Annotated in this window: 17 protein-coding genes and 6 pseudogenes; 10 read left to right on the forward strand and 13 right to left on the reverse strand. The window is 58.0% G+C overall.

Annotated features, from left to right (window positions below; genetic code table 11):
* Nucleotides 1–348 precede the first annotated feature (348 nt).
* Nucleotides 349–1,609, forward strand: a pseudogene (gene ltrA / locus CO657_RS32655) (group II intron reverse transcriptase/maturase).
* Nucleotides 1,610–1,689: 80 nt separating this feature from the next.
* A pseudogene (locus CO657_RS32665) lies at nt 1,690–2,178 on the forward strand (IS630 family transposase); the annotation flags it as partial.
* Between the two features lie 96 nt (nt 2,179–2,274).
* Here the strand turns inward: CO657_RS32665 and CO657_RS36980 are convergent.
* From CO657_RS36980 to CO657_RS37800, 4 genes and pseudogenes are all read right to left on the reverse strand, one after another.
* The gene (locus CO657_RS36980) at nt 2,275–2,439 is read right to left on the reverse strand and encodes a hypothetical protein (protein WP_164918701.1); all 165 of its coding nucleotides are present in this window, start codon (nt 2,437–2,439) and stop codon (nt 2,275–2,277) included.
* Between the two features lie 50 nt (nt 2,440–2,489).
* Entirely contained in the window at nt 2,490–3,368 is an 879-nt protein-coding gene (locus CO657_RS32670; RefSeq protein ID WP_128715646.1) for a DUF1236 domain-containing protein, read from the reverse strand.
* An 88-nt stretch (nt 3,369–3,456) separates the two neighbouring features.
* The gene (locus CO657_RS32675; RefSeq protein ID WP_054186291.1) at nt 3,457–3,852 is read right to left on the reverse strand and encodes a DUF1236 domain-containing protein; all 396 of its coding nucleotides are present in this window, start codon (nt 3,850–3,852) and stop codon (nt 3,457–3,459) included.
* Between the two features lie 128 nt (nt 3,853–3,980).
* A pseudogene (locus tag CO657_RS37800) lies at nt 3,981–4,132 on the reverse strand (BON domain-containing protein); the annotation flags it as partial.
* A gap of 213 nt (nt 4,133–4,345) precedes the next feature.
* On the opposite strand from CO657_RS37800, the gene CO657_RS32685 reads away from it, so the two are divergent.
* Nucleotides 4,346–6,544 carry an ATP-binding protein gene (locus tag CO657_RS32685; RefSeq protein ID WP_054186290.1) on the forward strand — a complete coding sequence of 733 codons (2,199 nt, stop codon included), beginning with the start codon at nt 4,346–4,348 and terminating at the stop codon, nt 6,542–6,544.
* Between the two features lie 193 nt (nt 6,545–6,737).
* Here the strand turns inward: CO657_RS32685 and CO657_RS32690 are convergent.
* From CO657_RS32690 to CO657_RS32720, 6 genes and pseudogenes are all read right to left on the reverse strand, one after another.
* Nucleotides 6,738–7,194, reverse strand: a pseudogene (locus tag CO657_RS32690) (sialate O-acetylesterase); the annotation flags it as partial.
* 117 nt (nt 7,195–7,311) lie between these two features.
* Nucleotides 7,312–8,610, reverse strand: coding sequence for a mechanosensitive ion channel family protein (locus CO657_RS32695; protein WP_054186289.1), 1,299 nt, complete (start codon nt 8,608–8,610; stop codon nt 7,312–7,314).
* Nucleotides 8,611–8,787: 177 nt separating this feature from the next.
* Complete coding sequence (locus CO657_RS32700) at nt 8,788–9,276, reverse strand: hypothetical protein (RefSeq protein ID WP_003595434.1); 489 nt, start codon at nt 9,274–9,276, stop codon at nt 8,788–8,790.
* A gap of 1,006 nt (nt 9,277–10,282) precedes the next feature.
* Nucleotides 10,283–11,473 (reverse strand): DUF1173 domain-containing protein, encoded by a 1,191-nt coding sequence (locus CO657_RS32710; RefSeq protein WP_054186288.1) that lies wholly within the window; start codon nt 11,471–11,473, stop codon nt 10,283–10,285.
* A gap of 119 nt (nt 11,474–11,592) precedes the next feature.
* Entirely contained in the window at nt 11,593–12,813 is a 1,221-nt protein-coding gene (locus CO657_RS32715; protein WP_003595438.1) for an ATP-binding protein, read from the reverse strand.
* A 341-nt stretch (nt 12,814–13,154) separates the two neighbouring features.
* A complete protein-coding gene (locus tag CO657_RS32720) occupies nt 13,155–13,376 on the reverse strand; it encodes a WGR domain-containing protein (RefSeq protein WP_245293112.1) in 222 nt (73 codons plus the stop codon).
* A 383-nt stretch (nt 13,377–13,759) separates the two neighbouring features.
* Here CO657_RS32720 and CO657_RS32725 point away from each other — a divergent pair.
* The 7 genes and pseudogenes from CO657_RS32725 to CO657_RS32760 form a co-directional block, all read left to right on the forward strand.
* Nucleotides 13,760–14,003 (forward strand): annotated as a pseudogene (locus CO657_RS32725) (IS630 family transposase); the annotation flags it as partial.
* Nucleotides 14,004–14,476: 473 nt separating this feature from the next.
* A pseudogene (gene ltrA / locus CO657_RS32735) lies at nt 14,477–15,524 on the forward strand (group II intron reverse transcriptase/maturase); the annotation flags it as partial.
* Between the two features lie 57 nt (nt 15,525–15,581).
* Entirely contained in the window at nt 15,582–16,574 is a 993-nt protein-coding gene (locus tag CO657_RS32740; RefSeq protein ID WP_128715616.1) for an IS481 family transposase, read from the forward strand.
* A gap of 196 nt (nt 16,575–16,770) precedes the next feature.
* Entirely contained in the window at nt 16,771–17,094 is a 324-nt protein-coding gene (locus CO657_RS32745; RefSeq protein WP_008530485.1) for a DUF736 domain-containing protein, read from the forward strand.
* A 311-nt stretch (nt 17,095–17,405) separates the two neighbouring features.
* On the forward strand, nt 17,406–17,573 hold the full coding sequence (locus tag CO657_RS36985) for a hypothetical protein (protein ID WP_164918702.1): 168 nt from the start codon (nt 17,406–17,408) through the stop codon (nt 17,571–17,573).
* 327 nt (nt 17,574–17,900) lie between these two features.
* A complete protein-coding gene (locus CO657_RS32755) occupies nt 17,901–18,380 on the forward strand; it encodes a hypothetical protein (protein WP_054186342.1) in 480 nt (159 codons plus the stop codon).
* A gap of 140 nt (nt 18,381–18,520) precedes the next feature.
* Nucleotides 18,521–18,796: a type II toxin-antitoxin system prevent-host-death family antitoxin gene (locus tag CO657_RS32760; RefSeq protein WP_003595442.1), complete on the forward strand. Its 276-nt coding sequence runs from the start codon at nt 18,521–18,523 to the stop codon at nt 18,794–18,796.
* Here the strand turns inward: CO657_RS32760 and traG are convergent.
* The 3 genes from traG to CO657_RS32775 are packed head-to-tail and all read right to left on the reverse strand — an operon-like array spanning nt 18,791 to nt 21,214.
* Nucleotides 18,791–20,707, reverse strand: a complete 1,917-nt coding sequence (traG, locus tag CO657_RS32765; RefSeq protein ID WP_054186343.1) for a Ti-type conjugative transfer system protein TraG — start codon at nt 20,705–20,707, stop codon at nt 18,791–18,793. The two genes, CO657_RS32760 and traG, sit on opposite strands and share 6 nt — an antisense overlap.
* Nucleotides 20,704–20,937, reverse strand: coding sequence for a conjugal transfer protein TraD (locus CO657_RS32770; RefSeq protein WP_054186344.1), 234 nt, complete (start codon nt 20,935–20,937; stop codon nt 20,704–20,706). Before CO657_RS32770 ends, traG begins: the two co-directional genes overlap by 4 nt.
* Nucleotides 20,927–21,214 carry a TraC family protein gene (locus tag CO657_RS32775; RefSeq protein ID WP_054186345.1) on the reverse strand — a complete coding sequence of 96 codons (288 nt, stop codon included), beginning with the start codon at nt 21,212–21,214 and terminating at the stop codon, nt 20,927–20,929. Before CO657_RS32775 ends, CO657_RS32770 begins: the two co-directional genes overlap by 11 nt.
* Nucleotides 21,215–21,311: the final 97 nt, after the last annotated feature.

The following is a 21,311-nucleotide window of genomic DNA, read 5'->3' on the forward strand; positions in this document are numbered from 1 at the left end:
AGACGAACGAAAGTGAACCCTCCGAAGACGCGTCGTTATGAACGTAGGTGTCGTCGAAACCAGGACCGTTTCGTCATCCTGGGACAAGTCCGCCAGATGCCTGATGACCGGGCGGGCGGCGACCGGCGTAGAGGGGGCGTGAGTTGGACATAGGCTTTCACGCGGAACTGCAGGAACCAGGCTCCTGATGCCAAGGGAGAAGCTCAAGCGGCGCAAACCGCAAGGCGAGAGTACCGATGCGGGAGACTGGGGCGGACCGACCCGTAAGAGCGTCGAGGACCCTGTAATGGGGTCGGAGCAAAGGGGGCGGATCAGGTGGTCGTATTGTTTGAAACAACTGGAAACAGGATGACTTCGGAAAGTACGGCAGACAAGCCGTTTCGAATTGAGAAACGGCAAGTGTACGAAGCTTATAAAGCGGTCAAAGCCAACCATGGCGCAGCCGGGGTGGACGGCGAGACTTTGGAAATGTTCGAGAAAGACCTTGCGAGGAATCTCTACAAGATCTGGAATCGGATGTCGTCCGGAGCCTACTTTCCGCCACCGGTGCGTGCCGTCTCCATTCCGAAGAAGACTGGAGGCGAGAGGGTTTTGGGTGTGCCGACTGTCAGCGATCGGATCGCGCAGATGGTAGTCAAAGCAGATGATTGAGCCGGATTTAGACTCCCTCTTTCTTCCAGACTCATATGGGTACAGGCCGGGGAAGTCGGCCTTGGATGCCGTCGGCGTGACGCGCCAGCGGTGTTGGAAGTATGATTGGGTTTTGGAATTCGACATCAAAGGACTGTTCGACAATCTTCCACACGATCTCTTGCTGAAGGCGGTCAGGAAGCACGTTACATGCAAGTGGGCTCTGCTCTACATCGGAAGATGGCTGGCAGCGCCGATGGAGAAGAATGGTGAGATTGTTGCGCGAACGTGCGGCACCCCGCAAGGCGGTGTTGTCAGTCCCTGCCTCGCCAATCTCTTCATGCACTATGCGTTTGATTTGTGGGTGACGCGGATGCATCCCGACCTACCATGGTGTCGATATGCCGACGATGGTCTTGTTCACTGCCAGAGCGAACAACAAGCCGAAGCCCTCAAGCTGGAGCTGAGTGCTCGCCTCTCAGCATGCGGACTGCAGATGCATCCGACAAAGACCAAGATCGTTTACTGCAAGGATCAACGGCGCAGAGAGGCGTATCCGAATGTCGCATTCGATTTTCTCGGGTATCAGTTCAGGCCGCGACGGGTGGCGAACACACAGCGGGACGAGTTCTTCTGTGGCTACACGCCTGCGGTCAGTCCGACGGCGCTCAAGTCAATGCGGGCGACGATCAAAAGCTTGAACATCCCGCGGCAGACGCCGGGGACGCTGGCCGAAATTGCCAAACAGCTCAATCCGCTCCTCCGGGGATGGATTGCCTATTATGGACGGTACAGTCGCTCGGCCCTGTCTACTCTGGCTGATTACGTCAATCAGAAACTCAGGGCTTGGATCAGGCGGAAGTTCAAGCGCTTTCAGTCCCATAAGACGCGTGCCAGTCTCTTCTTGCGAAAGCTGGCACGGGAAAATCCGGGGCTGTTCGTACATTGGAAGGCGTTCGGAACGAACACGTTTACCTGATGGGAGCGGTGTGAATCGAGAGGTTCACGCACCGTTCTGCGAGAGGCCGGCAGGTGAAATCCCTCCGGTGTACTCACCCCTGGACGAAGACGAACATGGCGCCGCTCAGAGGCTGGGCGCCGCGTGGCGAACGGCTCTTGGGCAAAGCTCCTTTCGGCCATTGGAATACGATGACGTTCATCGCCGCGCTTCGAACCGACCGCGTCAGCGCACCATGGATCATCGATGGCCCCATCAACGCCGAGCGCTTCCTCATCTATGTCGAAAAGGTGCTGGTGCCAGAGCTCAAACCTGGCGACATCGTCGTGATGGACAATCTCGGCTCGCATAAAGCCAAGGCGATCCGGGTCGCCATCCGTAGGGCCGGCGCCCGACTATTCTTTCTGCCGCAATACTCCCCAGATCTCAATCCGATCGAGAAGCTCTTCGCCAAGATCAAACACGGGCTGCGACAGGCACAGGCCAGAACCCGCAACGCCATCGACGACGCACTGGCAGCCATCCTCCAAACCGTCTCGCCAAAAGAGTGCCTAAACTACTTCAAGGAAGCCGGATATGAACGGACGTAAAATCATCCCGCTCTAGATGCCCGCAATGCCATCCGGAGTAATTTCATTGCCAAGGGAGGGAGATCAGATTTCAGTTCGAGATAACAGACGACATCGTTATTGCGCAAGTTTTTGGTCTGCTCGAAGATCGGGAAGCCAAACTCGCGCTTGGGTTTGATGGCCCGACGACAGTGCCAAGCTTGCGACAATTACGACCATAGCAATCAGGATGACGACGACCGGGAAAATCGTTCCAGAGGGCTTATCTTCATTGTAGATCATTGATTACTCCTGGGGCCCGGCGACGCAGAGGCGCCGCCGGGAAACGCTTGCTAAGCCTCGATGATGTAGACGATCGTGAGCGCATTTGGATCGACGATGACGATCCGGCCGTCCGCAAGGATGAAGAAGCGGTAGCCTTCGTACTGAGGTACGATCTTAACAATGCGCGTCGGCAGCCGCTCAAGCCGGACCTTCTTCGGGATTTTCGTTCCGACGGAGACCGTGAAGTCTACTTCCTTCACTGGTGCAACATGGACCTCCTTCACCACCGTTCGAATTTCGGTCTGCTGTTCGACGGAGATGCTAACGTTGGTTTTTGTGTTTGAAGTCTGATTGTCAGTCGACGTGTTCTTGTTGGTTTCAGAAGAGCTTTTGTTGGTCGTCGACGAGTTCTGGTCGGTCGATTGCTTTGACGCATCACCACTTTGCGTGGCGCTCCCGTTGCTGGTTCCCTCTGCCGGTTTGGCATTTTGCGTGCTGCTCTTGGAGCCTGATGTTGCCGAGCCGCTGGCATCCGTGCCATCGGGCTTGGTAGCAGGCTTTTGTTCGGTGGTGGCGCCACCGTTGGCGTCCGTGCCACCGGACTTGGTTTCCGCCGATGGCTTGCCGGACGCGCTTCCGCTCGTTGAACTGTTGTCAGTCGAAGGCTGCTTGGCGCTCTTTTGCGTGTCCGAACCCTGACCGGATTTCTGCTGCGACGACTGATCCTTGCTTTGTGGGCACACTCCAGAGGCATCCGGAGTGCAGTCGGCGCCCATGCCGGTAGCGTTAGAGCCGGATTGTGAACCAGATTTCGCCTCCGGCTGAGAGCCGGATTGAGCCTGCCCGCTCTTCTGTGCGTCCTGCTGTGCTGCTGCCGGCAATGTTAAAAGCGGCGATACGCTCAGCGACAGCGCGGCGAGCATCATTGTGAGATGATTGCTTTTCATGTTCAAACTCCGGATTGTCGGACACACCATGGGGCCGCATCTCGCGGCGCACGCGTACCTCATTGTTGGCGGTAGGAACCACCCACTGTCATTGGATGATCTGAATGACCTTTCTGGAGGAAGGTTCGACGATCACACGCTGATCGTTGACAATCGCGTACGAATACTTCCGGTCATCGGGGATCGGCGTCACGACCACTGTCTCCGGCAGGGGCTGTCCCACGACCAGCTTTTCCTTCACCACAACACGCTCGCTGGGTGCCGGAGCCTGTTGGACATAGGTCACTACCTTCTGCGGCGGTGGATCAATGACGCTTCCTGCCACACCGCCCACGATGCCCCCCACAGCAGCACCGACCGGGCCGCCAACGATAGCACCCGTCGCAGCACCACCTGCTGCGCCTGTCACTGTCGACGACTGGGCAAAGGCAGACGTCGATGCAAGCAGAATACCTGCTGTGACTACTACAACCTTGGTTTTCATTTTACTTTTCCTCCTTGAAGGTTCGTTCCGGTGCGGGACTAAACTGGGCAATGGAGGAAGTGTTCCGGGCATGGGACTTCAGGCCGGGGCTCCTGGGACCTTAGTCTCATGGTCCGCGCATTACCCACCTAGTGCGGGGGGAGGCGGCTCAGCATGCGGTCATGGACGTTCGCGAGACCGACGACTAATGCCGCAATCGCGATCGCATTCTCGCGGTCAGAAACGTTCGATTGTATCCTTCGAGCAGGACGACCGGGCCGAGCATGCTGATTTCAATGGCGAACCCTCTTGATCAAAAGGTCACCAGCCCGACTTATCCGGCCATTTCGCGGCATATCTGAGGTGGAAGCTGAAATGGACATCAGACATCAAAAGTCGCGGACCCTTGGCCTAAACCTCCTGTAGAGGGCTCTTCCCGATGTGGGGTCTTTTTGTATGCGGGGCTTGTGCTAAGTTCCGCAGACACGCCCAAGCTCTCCTTCCGGTAGCAAACATGACCTCGTCGACATACCTGCCCGCCGACCGCCTCCAGCAAATCCTCGATAGTGCCGTCGATACCGGCATCATTATCCTCGACCCAAACGGCATCGTTGTCGGCTGGAGCAAAGGAGCTTCCAACCTCCTTCTCTGGGCCGAAGAGGAGATGCTGGGAAAGACCCTGGATGAGATCTTCCCAGCTCAGCAAGGCGCAGCCAGCCTGCTTGCAAACGAGCTTGCTGACGCAAGACGAAAGGGCAAGGGTGGCGGCGAGGGATGGCGGTTTAGAAAGGACGGAAGCAAAATATGGGTAGTCGGCGAGACCACGCCGCTTTTTGCCGATGGACAAGGTCTCGTTGGCTTCGTCAAAATCCTGCGGGACCGCACCACGCAGCGACGGACAGAAACCGCATTGCGCGAGCGCACCCGGGCGCTCGAAGTTCTCAATCGTGCGGGCGCCGTCCTGGCCCGGGAAAACGATCTTGAAAAAGTCGTTCAGGTGGTGACTGGCGCGGGGGTGGAACTGATCGGAGCGCAGTTCGGCGCGTTTTTCTACAATGTGGTCAACAGTACTGGCGAGAGCTATATGCTTTATTCGCTGGCCGGCGTTCCTCCCGAAGCATTTTCAATATTCCCCATGCCTCGCAACACGGCCGTATTCGCCGCGACATTCAGCGGACAAGGCATCGTGCGGTCAGCCGACATTACCCTGGACCCGCGCTATGGCAAAAACGCCCCCTACGCAGGAATGCCGGAAGGGCACCTTCCCGTCCGCAGCTATCTGGCTGTCCCTGTCGTCTCCCGAACTGGCGAGGTGATCGGTGGGTTGTTCTTTGGACATTCCGACCCCGATGTGTTCAGCGAGGAGTCCGAACAGGGTTTGACCGGTCTTGCCGGTGAAGCCGCGGTTGCGATCGACAATGTCCGTCTTTTTGAGGCTGCGCAGCGCGAGCTCCAGGAGCGGCGTCGGGCAGAAGAGGCTCTAAAGGAGTTGAACGCCCATCTTGAAGATCTTGTGAAACAAAAAACCGATGAACTTCTCCGGAATGCGGACGCCTTGCGGCAAGCCCAGAAGATGGAGGCGGTTGGGCAACTGACGGGAGGCGTCGCGCATGATTTTAACAACCTACTGCAGATCATCGTTGGAAATCTTGAGACGCTGTTGCGAAACCTGCCATCCGATGCGGGCCGGCTTCGCCGCGCTGCTTCGCAGGCGATGAAGGGCGCCGATCGGGCGGCGGCGCTGACACAAAGACTTTTAGCCTTCGCTAGGCGCCAGCCCCTCAACCCAATACCGCTTGACGCAAATAGTTTGATTCGTGGAATGTCAGAGCTTTTGTATCGAACGCTGGGGGAAATCTATCAGATCGAAATCGTCCTGGCTGGCGGCCTTTGGAAAACCGAAGCTGATCCAAACGAGCTGGAGAGCGCGCTCCTCAATCTGGCCATCAACGCGCGCGATGCAATGGCCGAGGGCGGCAAGCTTACGATAGAGACCTTCAATGCTCATCTAGACGAGGCCTATTCTGCAAACCATGCTGAAGTAATACCCGGACAATACGTGGCGATTTCGGTATCCGATACGGGATCGGGTATGGATGCAGAAACCATCTCTCGCGCTTTCGAACCGTTTTTCACCACCAAGGAGCAGGGCAAGGGCACCGGTCTGGGGCTGAGCCAAGTCTATGGCTTCGTCAAACAGTCGAAAGGACACGTCAACATCTACTCCGAACTCGTAGAAGGAACGACCGTCAAAATTTACCTTCCGCGGCTCTTGTCGGAGGTCATTGACGAGGAAATTCCAGAAGACCTTCCAATGCCTGAGGCCGCGGTCGGAGAGATCATCCTGGTGGTTGAAGACGATCCCGACGTCCTGCTGTATTCGGCGGAATCGCTGAAGGAGCTCGGCTATCGCGTTTTGGAGGCCAAGGACGGTCCGTCGGCTCTGCACCTTCTAAAGGACAACCTGCCCGTAGACCTTGTTTTTACCGACGTGGTCTTGCCTGGTGGAATGAGCGGCGCAGATGTTGTCGCGAAAGCAAGGGAGGTCCAGCCTTTCGTCAAGGCGCTGTTTACGACGGGTTACTCCCGCAACGCCATCGTACACCACGGCCGGCTCGACAAGGGCGTTGATCTCCTGCAGAAGCCTTTCTCACTTGGAGATCTTGCCATCCGTGTACGAGATGTCCTCGACCGAAAAAATCAAAAGAAATAGATCGATTTCGTATCCACAACGATCGAACACCGAGGCGGGACGTTGCAAGTCTAGCTCTAGTGCCGGACACACTGGCACGCTACGTCATCCTCGCCACCGTCCACTCGGTCGGAGAGCACCGTGAGATCAGTGACAAGCGATAAGGTGCCCAATAGGGCGGGACCAACCTGAAACGACGACCCGTCAACGAACGCTATCCCGAGGGTTCCAGGCGGCGATCGCCGCGCAGAAGGGTCAGCCAGGCCTGCGACACTTTTCTCCGCGCCCGAACCCCCGATATGGCAATCGTCGTAGCGGTCGTCTCCATCGAGTAACGCGTCGGAATTTACGCCCTCTCGAATACCGTGACCGCTTTTTGACAGGGTCAGTTGCGCCCGCACTATCGTATTGTCTGGAATAAGCTTCTAGGAGCCGCCGTTGCTCGACTCCGGGCATTTCGATGCGATCGAAATGTAAACGGGTGCCTCGACGCCGTGCTGACGCAATGTGTCAACCATCGACATGAAACCTTTCCGATAGGCCTCCGCACTGTTGCCGATAACGAGGTCCTTCTCTCCTTGCACCCAGAGGACGCTGGTTATCCGATAACCGGAATCGTGGAGCTGTTTCATTGTATCGACCAGCACAGGATTGAGGTCACCGCCTGCCGCTCAGAGTAGCGCGAGGTTGATTTCGGCATCAGCGGCGTTTCGCCGGCTTCGGGCACTCAGGCGACGGCTTTGACAGGAGAGCCACCAGCCGGAACGTTGCCCGCTTTGATGCGGCAGTTAGGCCTCGCGCGACTGCTTGATCTCCACAGGCGTCCTCATGATGATTTCCCGATGCGGGAAGGGGATGGAAATTTCGGCTTGTTTGAACGCATCCCAAAGTGCCATCAGTACCTGGCCCCTGACATTCGTCAGGCCATTTGCGGGATCGGAGATCCAGAAGCGAAGCCGGAAGTCCAGCGACGAAGCACCAAAGCAGGTGAGCCAGCATACCGGCGCTTTGTAGTGGTTGGCGACGCGGTCCACCGTTGAGGCAGTTGCGATTGCGATGCTGACAACCTCATGCGGATCGCTGTCATAAGCCGTGCCGAAGTCGACGTCGATCCTGACGTAGTCGCTGGAGAACGACCAGTTGACGACCTGTTGGGAGATGAAGTCCTCGTTGGGAATAAGGTATTCTTTGCCGTCACGGGTGATGACCGAGACGAACCGCGAGCGCAGATCGCGGATCGATCCGAAGGTATCGCCGAGCGTGATCGTGTCGCCCGGCTTGATGGATTTGTCGAGGAGGATGATGATGCCGGAGATGAAGTTCGATACGACCTTCTGAAGGCCGAAGCCTATGCCTACGCCAACGGCGCCGGAAAAAACGGTCAATGCGGTAAGGTCGATGCCCGTGGCTGATAAGGCGATTGCGCCGGCGATGATGATCAAGCCGATTTTTATGAATTTGCTGATGAGAACCTTGATCGATGGCGAAAGGTCGCCCGACCTCTGCACCCAATGGGAAAGGACATTGCCGACGAGAACCGCGACCCAGATGAGCGTGACGGCCAGGACGACGGCTTTGACCACAAGAAGAAGTGAAAGTCGCACAGCCCCGAGATTGACAGCCAGCCCATCGAGCGCGGAGAGCACGGGATCGTCAAGGCGGAGTGCGTACAACGCGACGTAACTCCAGCTGAAGATTGCGACGATACGCGACAATGTGGGATTGCGGATGATCTTGGTCAGAACGGAGATGATGAACCACGCCGCCGTTAGCGTCAGGGCGGTTGAGACCAGCCACCGTCGCGACGGCCAGGTCGTTTGAGTGAGAGCAACGTTTGCAAGCCATAGCCCTATGGCCAGAAAGAGCCACTTCAAGCGGCGCATGAAAGCGATTATGACGCGCAACAGGTCCGGATTACCTTTGATGCGCCTCGCTTTCGATTCCAACGCAGGCTCGGTGCGCGATGCCAGGAAAGACGCTGCGAGGTAACCGATGGCGATGATCCCGAATTGGTAAAACGTCCATTCGCTCAACACGAACGTTCTGAGCCACTGTTCGACCGCTTCGATTGTCTGCCTGACGTCCATGGTCCTGGCCTTTAGCAAGCTTTAAGGCAGATAAGGCGTCGACACGAGTTTTGTTCAATTCACCCAGGATAGCCGGTGATCGAAACGGCCTCTGGCTTGATGACCGCGAGGCTGGTGCTCCCCGGCGAGGTCATCGATCGGGTCTACCGCCGCAAATCGGTCGGATTCCGCAAATGACTATCGCCATGTCTCGGTGAGAAATCCCGACGAGCCTTGAACGGGATCGCTGCGGGGTAGGGGAACGGACGAGATTTTCGCCAGCATTTCGCTTGAGGCAGCCGAAGTCTGGATGTCGGCATGCTGTCCCTTGGGATAAGCGCCGACGACCTGGAAGTCCGCGGTGCAACCGAGATTTTGGTGCCCCGTCCCGGCTGGAAGCACCAAACAGTCTCCCGCGATGACCTTGAGTGCCTGACCGCCGGGACCGCCGATCAGCAGGGTGGCGCCACCATCTGCAATCCCAAGCACCTCATGGGCGCCGGAATGGTAATGCTGATAATTGAAGACGCCGTTTGTCCAGATGCCTGTCCAACCGTTGGCTGCGAAGCGACTCTTGAAATCATTTGGTCCACCGTCGGCAAAAAGGCCTCTGTAAAGCAATACAGGAAGACGGGGATTGTTCGGAACCCAATCGCTCGGCTCGAAAATTATCGTCTCGGCGCGCATGTTGAATTCCTAAGGTTGCCATGACAGAGGAGCGACGGCTGCAGCGTTCTAGCGTTCGTACAGGTTTCGACGCACTCTTCACTGAACGCATCTGTGCTGCCGCTTCAAAAAGCTAAACCGTGATGTTCGCCAAGGGTTCCTTGACGCGCTGTCACTCGTTCGAACCGGTCGGCGGCACCTTCTTTTTCCAAAAACCGCCAAAAGGAACGCACGGGCGGGGGCAGTCGGTTCCGCCTCCCTGTCGGCCGCTATGCTGAGGCTCCTGCGGCTGCCCTGTTCCGCCCTTAGCGTGGCGAGAATTCCCGAAATCCGCCTCACGGCGCCGCTATGCTGATTTCTCCGATACTCTTCATCATCTGATTGAAACCCGCCCAGAGGCGGGTTGCCCTATAGCCCTGGCAACTGTCGGCAGCCACATCATCAGGAGCGGCAATTCGAGTGAGCGAGGTGTACTATCGTGATGTTGCGATAGGAAAGCCGACGGCCAGAATCGCGCCTGCCGAAATGCTGGAAACGATTAGATTCTGTCGCATGGCGCTTTGGCAGTTCGTTTGTGATCTTGTCCCGCCGTCGCGGAAACGGCATGCCGCTTCGAGCCGAAACTCAATGCATACCTTCCGGCGGAGCCTCACCCATACCTAGCCGCCGACACAGAAAAATAGGGCCGCTGGAAAATCAGGGCCCTTTAAGGTGTGAAGGTCAATAACCTTCAGAGGGAACAGCTGACACGATGGCACTGGGAGGAAAACCATCAACTGCATCAGCTGGAGGCAATATGCTCATATTTTGACCGGTTGGTAAAACATTTATTGTGCAGTGCAGCTATGCAGAAAGCCGGGGAAGTCACTGGGCCGATTCGTAGGCAAAGTTCTTACTGTCGAGATAATCCGCGGGTTGGACGATAGGTACAGCTACAAAGCCGCTCTTTCAAAGCCGCCGGTCTGTGCTCTTGCGGATGGTTTTACTTTTACGATAATCAGACATAACGAGGCGTAGCCGATGCGGATCATGGCAAGCGTGGCATTTCGCCCTCGGCAACTCGCCAAATCCATGGTTTCATCTCGGCTCTTGCGGCAATCATTTCATTCAAGGCAATCTCGTATTCTTCGTCGGCATTCGGCGGAACGATGAACATCGCGACGGGTTCCGGCCTTGCCTCCGGCAAGGTCACGGCGGCAATCGGCTGATCGCGTGAAAGATCAAACCGCAGCCCTTTCACGCTCCTGCGCTTCAGGCGGGAGAGCCGCTCCAAGAGGTGCTGTTCATGGATGTTTTCGACCGGGGTCCAATTCTCGTTTACCACCATCATCGCCACTTCCTCGATAGTTGCGATCCCCACGCCCGAAATACCAAACGTGGCGATCATGATGAGATGGAACTCCTCGTTCGATCGCCACAGTTCCAGCTCTGTCTCATATCGGGCGTTGAGCCGCTTCCACGCGCGTTCATCGATCATGAAAGGAAAGGGGAGGTGGCGCAGCAGTATTTTCTGGCCGTCGCGTGCCGACGAAAACTCCTTCACCTCAGCGACCATCATCATCAGTTTGCGCGGCCCGGAACCATTTGCCTGGGCTCCAGCCAACATCGCGGCGCGCCGGGCGGAAATTCCATCCTTGTCTTCCTGGTGAAACACTTCCGGAACGAACAGGATGTCGTTGAGCGGGCCGCCGCGGACGATCATCTGTCTTGCGGCATTCAACAGGCTGCTGCGGACGCGGCCCCAGCCGCGTCTCCCGGCCCAGAGCGACGTCCATTCCGTAAGCTCCCCGGTATCCCAGAGATAATGGAGCATTGCCCTCAGCGAGAGCTTCTTGGGATCGCGCCGTATGGTTTCCGACGGCTCAGAAGGCATTGTCGAAACCGATCGGTTCCCTCGTTTCGATAGGGAGAAGTCGAGTTTTAGCATCGCTGCGCCGGTCGTTGCGTCGATCTGGATAGCATTGCCGATCAACGGGCCGAGCCCGGATAGCTCGTATGGCGGTTCGTAGGATGGGCATCCAGGGCCATGATCTCGGCCTGAAAGCGGCATGCGCTTGATGAGAAATTGTCCATCCGTCCTGGCGATGTACATCGCGATGGCCGGCTCGCGGCATGGGCAGAGCGGCCTGAGCTTCTGTTCGTAAGCGCGCTCGAGTTGGGACTGAAACTCGGGAGAACTCTCATCGAACGTCTGACTCCCGATCAAAAACTGTCGCACATCGTCCCTCGCTTTCCTGACGAAAGGCTGATCAAGCCGAATAGGAGAGCGTAGCACGCGGCCCGGGATTTATACTAGTGTAAATTAGTTAGTATGTAGTCTCACGGCCGCTAAGTCTTTCATCGCCATAGACAGGAGAGCGGAGCCGCGGCGATCCGCTCGCCGAATGGTACGACATCGGTACCGTCGTAAAGAACAATGCCGAAGGCGAATTTCCCCCCACATGCATCCGAAAGCGTTTTCAGGCCCCCAAAATCGCTGGCCTTGACCGTGGCGCTCGCTTTCACCTCGATCCCGACGATCGTCCCGTCGTCACGCTCGAGCACGAGATCCGCCTCATGCGACTGCTGGTCCCGGAAGTGATAGGGTGCAAGTCGCAAATCCGACCCCGACATGAGCTTTAGGACTTCGGAAAACACAAAGCTCTCCAGGAGAGCTCCAAATGTGCCGCGGTCAGCCTTCACCCTATCAAAGGTAAGGCCTCGAGCTGCTGCTAACACACCCGAATCGAGGAAATGCAGCTTCGGTGTCTTGGCGATCCGCTTCAGGGCATTGGTATACCAAGGCTGTAGAGTTGCGATCAGGAATATCTGTTCCAGAAGGCCAATATATCGCTGTGCTGTCTTGTAAGTGACGTTGATGCTCGACCCGAATTGCGAGTAGTTGACCAACTGGCCCGAATGTTCGGCAAGCAGCCGCACGAATTTGGGAAGATCGGTCAATTTCTCGAGGTCGGCGATGTCACGCAAGTCGCGCGTCAAAACCGAGGTCAGGTATGCTCGCACCCAGTCCTGCCGCCGTCGCTCGCTTTCGCGGGCTATCGCTTCTGGAAATCCGCCGAGAAGAACGAGGCGAACGAGATCGTCTCCAACCATCGCCGCCCGATCACCCCGTAATTTTCCTTCGAACAGCCGATCCAGAAAGGTTGAGGTTGCGCCTTCCACCTCCGCCCGGGCGAGCGGCAGCATTCGAATCGTTTCCATGCGGCCCGCTAAGCTATCAGCGACGCGGGGTAGCGTCAGGACGTTCGCGGAACCGGTCAGCAGAAAGCGTCCCGGCCTATAGTCTTCGTCTACCGTTTTTTTGATTGCCAGTAACAGATCCGGCGCGCGCTGGATCTCGTCGATGACGACGCGATCGAGACCGCGAATGAAGCCTGCGGGATCGGATTGAGCGGCGGCAAGGACGGTCTGATCGTCGAGCGTGATATAGCTGCGTCCTTCTTCGTTCATTTGCCGGACCAGCGTAGTTTTGCCTGCCCGACGGGGGCCGACAATTAGAACCACAGGGGTGTCGGAAAGGGCTTCCTCTACCCGTCTTTTTACAAACCGCTGGTACATGCGTTCCGATCTCCGAAAATTAGAATTATTAAGCATGATAATTAGAAGTCAACAAGCTGATAATTAGAAGTCGCTCCGTCGAAATTTAGAAGTATCGGCAACGCGGACCGTGCTGCAGCCCCATCCCGCCAGCCTCTCAGACCTGTGGCTGTTGGCATGGCGAAAGAGGGAGAGAGGGGCCGGGAAGGGTTGGCCTGGCGGGTTTGGAGAGCGCCGGCGCTGGCCGGTCCTTTCCATATTCACGGGTCTGCCATCCCTTGCCTTCGTTCCGGTGGGAGATCTGCGGTGGTGGTCTCAAGCATGAGCAGGATTTGAGCGCATCCGGCCGGCCGGACCGGGCTCTATTCCGGCGGCATTGCCCGCTCCGCGAAGCCAGCGGAAGCAGTTTTCGCACCCTGCGGCGTAACGGCCCCTTGCGCTGTGCCTGCCGCACTCGCGTGCCGATAGCGGCGGAGCAGTTTGCGGCCGGCCACATGTTCGCGTGCTGCAGCAGCCTCCCTGGGCGTATCGAACAGTTCCACCTTCAGCCGACCGTCGGTTCCGGTCCGGCCCCAGTCGCGCACGAGAGAACTGCCGCCGAACAATGTCGGCTGGATCGACAGACGTTAGAAGCGCGCCATATTCCGAGACGGATCGATCCGGTAGAGGCAGGATAATGCCGGCTTGTGCATCCATGATCGGATCATCACTTCGACCATGCCCGCCGCCAGCGGCGATCGTCGTCAGAGGGGGTGGCACTAGGGACAACTGGCGATCCTGCGCACGGCAGGTCGGCGGAGACAGGCGAAGGCGTATCAGCGGGCTTGCGCCAGACATCAGGAGCAGCGGATTCGTGGCATTGGATCCGATCGGCTAAGTAGTTCATTTCTTTTCGGAATCGGCGGATTCCCAAATTAGCAGATTTGTGATTCATGATGGATGCTGGGTTGGAGGCCAGCATCCATGTGTTTCGCCCGGCCAGATGGGCGGCCATCGCCGGCGTATTTTGGAGCCGTACCGAGCCTTTATCATAGAGCGGATTGAGGAGACGTCGCATCTGACGCTGCATCGGCTGCAGGACGAGTTGGCCGCACGCGGCGTGAGGGTGTCGCGCCGACATTGTCCGGCGCAGAGCACGCTGGAAGGCCTGGCAAGGCCGCTTCGATCCGCATCGCCTGGTCTTCATAGATGAAAGTGTGCTGCAGAGCAGCGGAAGGAGTTCGGATCGGCTTTCAGGAGCAGGTCTCAAACCAGTCCGAGCTGCTGCGGTAAAGAGCCGTGGTGGTGAGCGTCGGATGAAACGTTCGGACGAGATCCGAGCAGGTGCATGTTCAAAAGACGAACGAAAGTGAACCCTCCGAAGACGCGTCGTTATGAACGTAGGTGTCGTCGAAACCAGGACCGTTTCGTCATCCTGGGACAAGTCCGCCAGATGCCTGATGACCGGGCGGGCGGCGACCGGCGTAGAGGGGGCGTGATTTGGACATAGGCTTTCACGCGGAACTGCAGGAACCAGGCTCCTGATGCCAAGGGAGAAGCTCAAGCGGCGCAAACCGCAAGGCGAGAGTACCGATGCGGGAGACTGGGGCGGACCGACCCGTAAGAGCGTCGAGGACCCTGTAATGGGGTCGGAGCAAAGGGGGCGGATCAGGTGGTCGTATTGTTTGAAACAACTGGAAACAGGATGACTTCGGAAAGTACGGCAGACAAGCCGTTTCGAATTGAGAAACGGCAAGTGTACGAAGCTTATAAAGCGGTCAAAGCCAACCATGGCGCAGCCGGGGTGGACGGCGAGACGTTGGAGATGTTTGAGAAAGATCTTGCGAGGAATCTCTACAAGATCTGGAATCGGATGTCGTCCGGAGCCTACTTTCCGCCACCGGTGCGTGCCGTCTCCATTCCGAAGAAGACTGGAGGCGAGAGGGTTTTGGGTGTGCCGACTGTCAGCGATCGGATCGCGCAGATGGTAGTCAAAGCAGATGATTGAGCCGGATTTAGACTCCCTCTTTCTTCCAGACTCATATGGGTACAGGCCGGGGAAGTCGGCCTTGGATGCCGTCGGCGTGACGCGCCAGCGGTGTTGGAAGTATGATTGGGTTTTGGAATTCGACATCAAAGGACTGTTCGACAATCTTCCACACGATCTCTTGCTGAAGGCGGTCAGGAAGCACGTTACATGCAAGTGGGCTCTGCTCTACATCGGAAGATGGCTGGCAGCGCCGATGGAGAAGAATGGTGAGATTGTTGCGCGAACGTGCGGCACCCCGCAAGGCGGTGTTGTCAATCCCTGCCTCGCCAATCTCTTCATGCACTATGCGTTTGATTTGTGGGTGACGCGGATGCATCCCGACCTACCATGGTGTCGATATGCCGACGATGGTCTTGTTCACTGCCAGAGCGAACAACAAGCCGAAGCCCTCAAGCTGGAGCTGAGTGCTCGCCTCTCAGCATGCGGACTGCAGATGCATCCGACAAAGACCAAGATCGTTTACTGCAAGGATCAACGGCGCAGAGAGGCGTATCCGAATGTCGCATTCGATTTTCTCGGGTATCAGTTCAGGCCGCGACGGGTGGCGAACACACAGCGGGACGAGTTCTTCTGTGGCTACACGCCTGCGGTCAGTCCGACGGCGCTCAAGTCAATGCGGGCGACGATCAAAAGCTTGAACATCCCGCGGCAGACGCCGGGGACGCTGGCCGAAATTGCCAAACAGCTCAATCCGCTCCTCCGGGTGTTTGATCCCAGGCTTTGATGGGGCATCCTTGTCTTCCGAATCAAAGGATGCGTTATGGGCCAAGTTCTTCATGGGAGCGCCACGACGACAGAGGCAGTCCGTCGAGCGATACAACATAGTCAAGAGAGCCTAAGGACGCTTTCGAAGCGTTACGGGATCAATCAGAAGACCGTTGCCAAGTGGCGGAAGCGGTCCTCTGTTGCGGACCTTCCGACCGGCCCGAAAGAGCCGAGATCGACGGTGCTCTCCGTCGAGGAGGAGGCCGTTATCGTTGCCTTTCGCCGGTATACGCTGCTGCCGCTCGATGACTGCCTCTATGCGTTGCAGCCGACAATCCCGCATCTGACACGGTCGTCGCTGCACCGCTGCCTGCAGCGCCACGGCATCGGCCGCCTGCCGGATGTCGACGGCGACAGACCGGCGAAGAAGAAGTTCAAGAGCTACCCGATCGGCTACTTCCACATCGACATTGCCGAGGTGCGCACCGAACAGGGTAAGTTACACATGTTCGTAGCCATCGATCGCACCTCGAAGTTTGCCTTCGTCGAACTGCACGAGAAGGCCACCACCGCCGTCTCGCGCGAGTTCCTCCTGCACTTGATTGCAGCCGTCCCCTACAAGATCCACACCGTGCTCACCGACAACGGGATCCAGTTCACCACGCCCGGCGCTGGAGGCTCCGCTGTACCGCTGATCAAGGAGGCGATCGCCAATGGCGAGCGTTTCTGGGCCCATGCCTTCGAATACACCTGCGCCACCAATGATATCGAGCACCGCACCACCAAGGTGAAGCATCCATGGACCAACGGTCAGGTGGAGAGAATGAACCGAACCATCAAGGATGCCACCGTCAGACGCTTCTACTATGAAAGCCACGATCAACTGCGCCAGCATCTTGCCGACTTCGTCGCCGCTTACAATTTCGGCCGCAGGCTCAAGACCCTCAAGGGCCTCACACCCTACGAGTTCATCTGCAAAGCATGGGCTTCACAGCCAGAACGTTTTACCCTCGATCCGCTCCAGCAAATGCCGGGACTAAACATCTAGCCACGGATAGCTGTTTCCCAACGGTCGCGGTTCAGGACCATTCCCGTTCTCTTATGTCGCCTTTCTAATGGCCCGGCCGCCATCAACGTCAACCCGCAAGGGGTTCCCCTGCGCTGGCGCTTCGGTGACGCCTGCGGCTCGGCCCCTTCTTCGGGCGCCATCGGGAATGGTCCCGAGCAACCGAAGGAGACATACCATGGCCACCACGATCGCAACTCTTACCGCCAAGACCGATGGCAGCCTCGAAGGCATCTTTGCGACCATCAGGGTGAACGCGCCGATCGCTATCGTCCCGAACGCCAGCAAGACGAGCGAGGAAGCACCCGACTACCGCATCATCCACCGCAAGACCGGCTTCGAAATCGGGGCGGCTTGGAACCGGATCGCTCGCCAGACCGGCGAAGAATACCTTTCGGTGAAACTGGAGGCACCCGAGATCGGCGTCATCTTCGGCAACGTGGCTCAGGCCCCCGGCGGTGACCCCGGCAAGAAAGTCATCCTCTGGAACAGCCCGGCCTGAGGAGACCGGCCGGCCCCGCGGGGCTGGCCCCTTCCCCGGAAAATTCAGCCGGCAACGGGCATCGAGCCCGCTGCCGGCTTTCTGGTGCCATACGGAGAGGGAAGGTCTGCTCAGTCCGCCCGAGGGTGCCATGGCGACATGAAGGGCTCAAGGACGAGCGGTTCCCCCAATTTTACCTCCGCTTCGGTTCCCTCCGCTCTGGCAAAATCGGCTCCCCCACTCGCCGGCTCCGCCGGTTGCTTCGCAATCCCTGACCCCTCCATCCCGCCATGACCGCGGGTGTCGTGTTTTACAACGTCAAGGAGACGACAATGACCACTTGCATCGACGAAATCATCGAACTGCTGGGCGCCGAGCTGCGGAATGCCGATCTGGCCGAGCGTCGGCAGATCGAGAACGAACTCGAACTTGCGCTGGCCGAACGCGAGGTGATCTGGGCCGAGCAGGATGGCCGCATCGACGCAGAGCCTCCGTTCTGACGGAGGCTCTGCGTCCATGAGCCTGGTCGGCCGGATCGACCGACCGCCCAGGCTATCAGGGATTTCATCCCTCGACAGTCCTGCCGGCTCACGCCGGAAACGGTCGCGGCCCCTTCGAGCCGCGGGTCTCTTCTCTCTATGACGTCCTATTTTACTCCAGCAAATCCGGCGTCAAGGACGGCGCGGTCTCCCCCAATTTTTCCGCCGCTGCGTTACACTTCGCTACCAAAAAATCGGTTCCCCCGCTTGCGAGCCGCGTGCCGCGGTCCTTGACCCCTCTTTGCAACAGAGTGGCCGATCTCCGTCATCAACGAAGGAGATCACATCATGACAACGGATCAGAACCTCATGCTCTACACAAAACTTACCGGCTTCCGGCTCGTCGTCCTCGCAAACCACTTCGGTTGCGATAGTGAGTTCTCGCGAGAGCTTCACGACCGCCTGGCTGAAGGACTCGAGGCGGCAATCGCGCAAATTCAGGCCATCATGGCATTGGAGAGCAGCCTTCTTACAGACAACGACGAGTTCGCCGCATATCAGTTGGAGGGCGCGGTCGAGATTTTCGGGCGCTTTACCATCAATATGCTGGACGAGCTTGAAATCGATTATGAAACGCACGAATACCGCATCAATGGCGGCGGCTGGAGGAACGCCTTGACGGCGGATGACAATGAGGTCGAGGTCAACTATCCCAAACTAGTTGCGTTGAGCGATAACGAGCTTGGCTCGCTGGCGCTGATCGCAAGGGAAATCACGCTAGAAACTGGAATTCCGGTTCATGCGGCTCGCGCTAATTATATTCTCTAGGTTGAATATAATTTCGCAGCAGAGTCAGTCAGCTCGAGGCGGCGCTCTCCGCTTCGGCGCCACCATCATTGTTTATGCGGCGTAAACGCGGCAAATCGCCTGCGTGGACCTGTGATTTGCCGCAAGATATGGAGATGGCTATGTCCCGATCCCCTCGATCTTATTCCACGAGCGACCTGTCCCGGAAATCCGGCGACATTATCGCTGAGGCGCTTCGCCATCCGGTCATAATCACCCAGCGCAACAAGCCCCGCCTCGTCCTCCTCACTATCGAAGACTACCAGCGACTGCTAACACGGTCTGCTCGACGCACTGCCGGAACCATCGAAACGATGTCCGATGAGTTATTCTCCGAGTTCGGAAACGCTGTTGAGACCTATGCTGACGACAGGGAGACGCCACATCGACCGTCATAGCGTCGGTTTGACGAAGCGGTTCGCCTTGGCGACCCTATCCATCTCCTTGCGCCGGAAGTAGATCGCCCGTCCGCAACGGATCGGACGATGGCCCTGCACGATGATGATCTGCTCGTCCTTGCGCATCGACTGGGTGATTTCATGCGGCATGATCAACGGCCTCCGCTGAAAACTGAGGCTCTCCGATTTCCGCGTGCCGCCGTTCCGGCTGTCCCAGCCGAGATTACGTGAGCTGCCTTTTACCTCGACGGTCATCTCGCCACATTGGGCCGAGACGGTGCGCGCGGTGTCGAGCGCTTTGATCGCCGCGTAGCTTGCAAAGGCGCAGCCCTCGATCCACGACGTCGCCCCATCTTTTCCGAAGTGCCGTTCCAATTGGCCGACAGATTGGTACATCAGCATTATGCTGATTCCATACTTGCGGCCGCGGTCGCGCGCTTCCTCCAGCACGCGCATGTAGCCAAGAAGGTCGACCTCATCCAGCATAAACAGCGCCCGCCGCCGGAAGACGCCGTCGGCCTGCACCATGGCGTTGATCAACGACCCGATGATGACTCGGCCGATCCCAGGATAGGAGCGCAGGATGGAAGCCGGTATGTTCAGGAAGACATCTTTCCTGCCGCTGACGATATCGCTCGGTTTGAAGGCTTTGCCGCAAACCAGCGCGGCGTAATTGTCGAGCGAGAGCCACTGCGTGTCTTTCGATGCTGTGGAATAGACGCCGCTGAAGGTCTGCTCGGTCATGTTGGTGAAGACACCCAGAGTTTCGCGGATGAAGTCCGATTGCGAGTTCTCCTGAATGTCGCGCAGCATGGCGAGCACCGAGGGCTCCGGCTCGGAAACGATCTCCCTCAAGCTTCGCAGATTCCGCCGGCCGGCATATTCCGGCGACAGCAGCACATGGGCCAGCAGCCCCGTCAGCAGATTGTGTGCCTGGCTCTGGAAATAGGAGCCGGTCGAGCTTTCGAAGCGCGCGCTCTCCGACAGCAGCATATGCGCGATGCCGACAATATCCTCTTCCTTTTGGCGCGACGTCTCTATCCCATCCAGTACGTTGAAGCCCATGATCGGGTTTGTGGGATCGAGCACCATCACCTCGCGCCCGAGCGCATGGGTGCGATGCTCGACGACCATAGGCGCCACCTCGGTGGAGGGGTCAAGGCAGATCAGAGGCCCGGTATATCGTAACGCCGTCGGCACGACGTTGCTGGTGGTCTTGTATCCGCCGGATCCTGCGAAAAACAGCATATGGGTAGAATCGAAGTCCTGCTTGTAGGTGAGCAGCGGCGCCTTGCCACCCTGTCCCCACGTGCTGCGATCGTTTGCATCGAAGGGGAGCTCATGGACGATTTCCTTGTCGACCCGATAGCGCTCGCCGACGACGATCTCCCCATCGGGCGGAAACAGTTTTGCGGCCGCCGCCATGGGCAGCCAGTCGGCGTCCCCGAACGTTCCGCGCCGGGCGCGTTTGATGTCATCCGGCACGACGACGGAGATGCGAGCCGCCACCGCCACCGCCAGGAATCCCGCGACGGCGCCGATGACTGCGACCATATCAATATAGGATAGCGCTCGATCCCATGTGATGATCCCGGCCTGCACCGATGGTCCAAGCCGGGCGAATTCGCGCAGGGCATAGAAGGCGGCGATGCCCAGATAACACAGAAGGCTTGTCATCGCGACCGGCCTTCGCCGATGCAGCGGCAAGGCCCAGACGGCCAGCAGCCCGGCGAGCGGCCCGAGCAGCAGCGCCGGCACAGGTGCAGCCCGCAGGAACCAGTATTCCATCCTTCCCGGCATGCCGGCGGCGAGCCCAGGCCAACGCCAGCCCGCAATGTAGACCGCAATTGCGGTGACCACGACAGGCGCGAAAACTAATAGGCTCGGATGCGGCTTCCCTCTCGCTATCATTCAGCCGCCTCCTCGATGCGTGACGGAATGCCGTCTAACGAAGTGGCTTTGAAAGCGTCTTCTCCGATATCGCATAGCCGCTTGTGCTCGGCGGAGCCGGGGGTGAGCTTTGCCAATTCTGTGAAGCCGCCAAGCAGGAACGCCCGATCCGCCTTCGACAGTCCGGCTCGGATGACGATGCCGCCCAACAGGATTTTCTCGCGCGTATCGCGCTTGCGTTCAGCCGTCATTTGGAACCTGCCCCTGCGCTCCAGCGCCGCTATCTGCTGGTCGACGCGTTTGAGGAGCAGGGACAACGACCCCTTTCCTTTCCTCCTTGCGAAACCGCGCGGCGATCTCCTTGACGATCCGATCGACCTCCTCATCGGCGATCTCCATCTCGGCCAGGCCGGATTTGGTGACAGCGCGGGCAAACCGTTCCGCCGATTTGACGATCAATAGACGTTTGCGTTCGCGCAGCCTCTCGATCTGGGCGTCGAGATCGGCGATCGATGATTTGGTCGACATTCGCGGTTCCTTTCCGTTTCGGACAATCGAAGCGATGATTATACTGACTAGCATAAGATAGTAAAGTCCGCTACCCTGCAACCGGAACAGCGGCATC

Source organism: Rhizobium acidisoli, assembly GCF_002531755.2.
GTDB classification, from domain to species: Bacteria; Pseudomonadota; Alphaproteobacteria; order Rhizobiales; family Rhizobiaceae; genus Rhizobium; species Rhizobium acidisoli.

Coding starts and splice junctions, on each gene's coding strand:
- CO657_RS32670 (WP_128715646.1), bottom strand. CDS start 3,368: ATGAAAAGCAATCATCTCACAATGATGCTCGCCGCGCTGTCGCTGAGC.
- CO657_RS36985 (WP_164918702.1), top strand. CDS start 17,406: ATGACCACTTGCATCGACGAAATCATCGAACTGCTGGGCGCCGAGCTG.
- CO657_RS32775 (WP_054186345.1), bottom strand. CDS start 21,214: ATGTCGACCAAATCATCGATCGCCGATCTCGACGCCCAGATCGAGAGG.
- CO657_RS32700 (WP_003595434.1), bottom strand. CDS start 9,276: ATGCGCGCCGAGACGATAATTTTCGAGCCGAGCGATTGGGTTCCGAAC.
- CO657_RS32770 (WP_054186344.1), bottom strand. CDS start 20,937: ATGACGGCTGAACGCAAGCGCGATACGCGCGAGAAAATCCTGTTGGGC.
- CO657_RS32685 (WP_054186290.1), top strand. CDS start 4,346: ATGACCTCGTCGACATACCTGCCCGCCGACCGCCTCCAGCAAATCCTC.
- CO657_RS32675 (WP_054186291.1), bottom strand. CDS start 3,852: ATGAAAACCAAGGTTGTAGTAGTCACAGCAGGTATTCTGCTTGCATCG.
- traG (WP_054186343.1), bottom strand. CDS start 20,707: ATGATAGCGAGAGGGAAGCCGCATCCGAGCCTATTAGTTTTCGCGCCT.
- CO657_RS32755 (WP_054186342.1), top strand. CDS start 17,901: ATGACAACGGATCAGAACCTCATGCTCTACACAAAACTTACCGGCTTC.
- CO657_RS36980 (WP_164918701.1), bottom strand. CDS start 2,439: ATGATCTACAATGAAGATAAGCCCTCTGGAACGATTTTCCCGGTCGTC.
- CO657_RS32715 (WP_003595438.1), bottom strand. CDS start 12,813: ATGTACCAGCGGTTTGTAAAAAGACGGGTAGAGGAAGCCCTTTCCGAC.
- CO657_RS32740 (WP_128715616.1), top strand. CDS start 15,582: ATGGGCCAAGTTCTTCATGGGAGCGCCACGACGACAGAGGCAGTCCGT.
- CO657_RS32760 (WP_003595442.1), top strand. CDS start 18,521: ATGTCCCGATCCCCTCGATCTTATTCCACGAGCGACCTGTCCCGGAAA.
- CO657_RS32745 (WP_008530485.1), top strand. CDS start 16,771: ATGGCCACCACGATCGCAACTCTTACCGCCAAGACCGATGGCAGCCTC.
- CO657_RS32695 (WP_054186289.1), bottom strand. CDS start 8,610: ATGGACGTCAGGCAGACAATCGAAGCGGTCGAACAGTGGCTCAGAACG.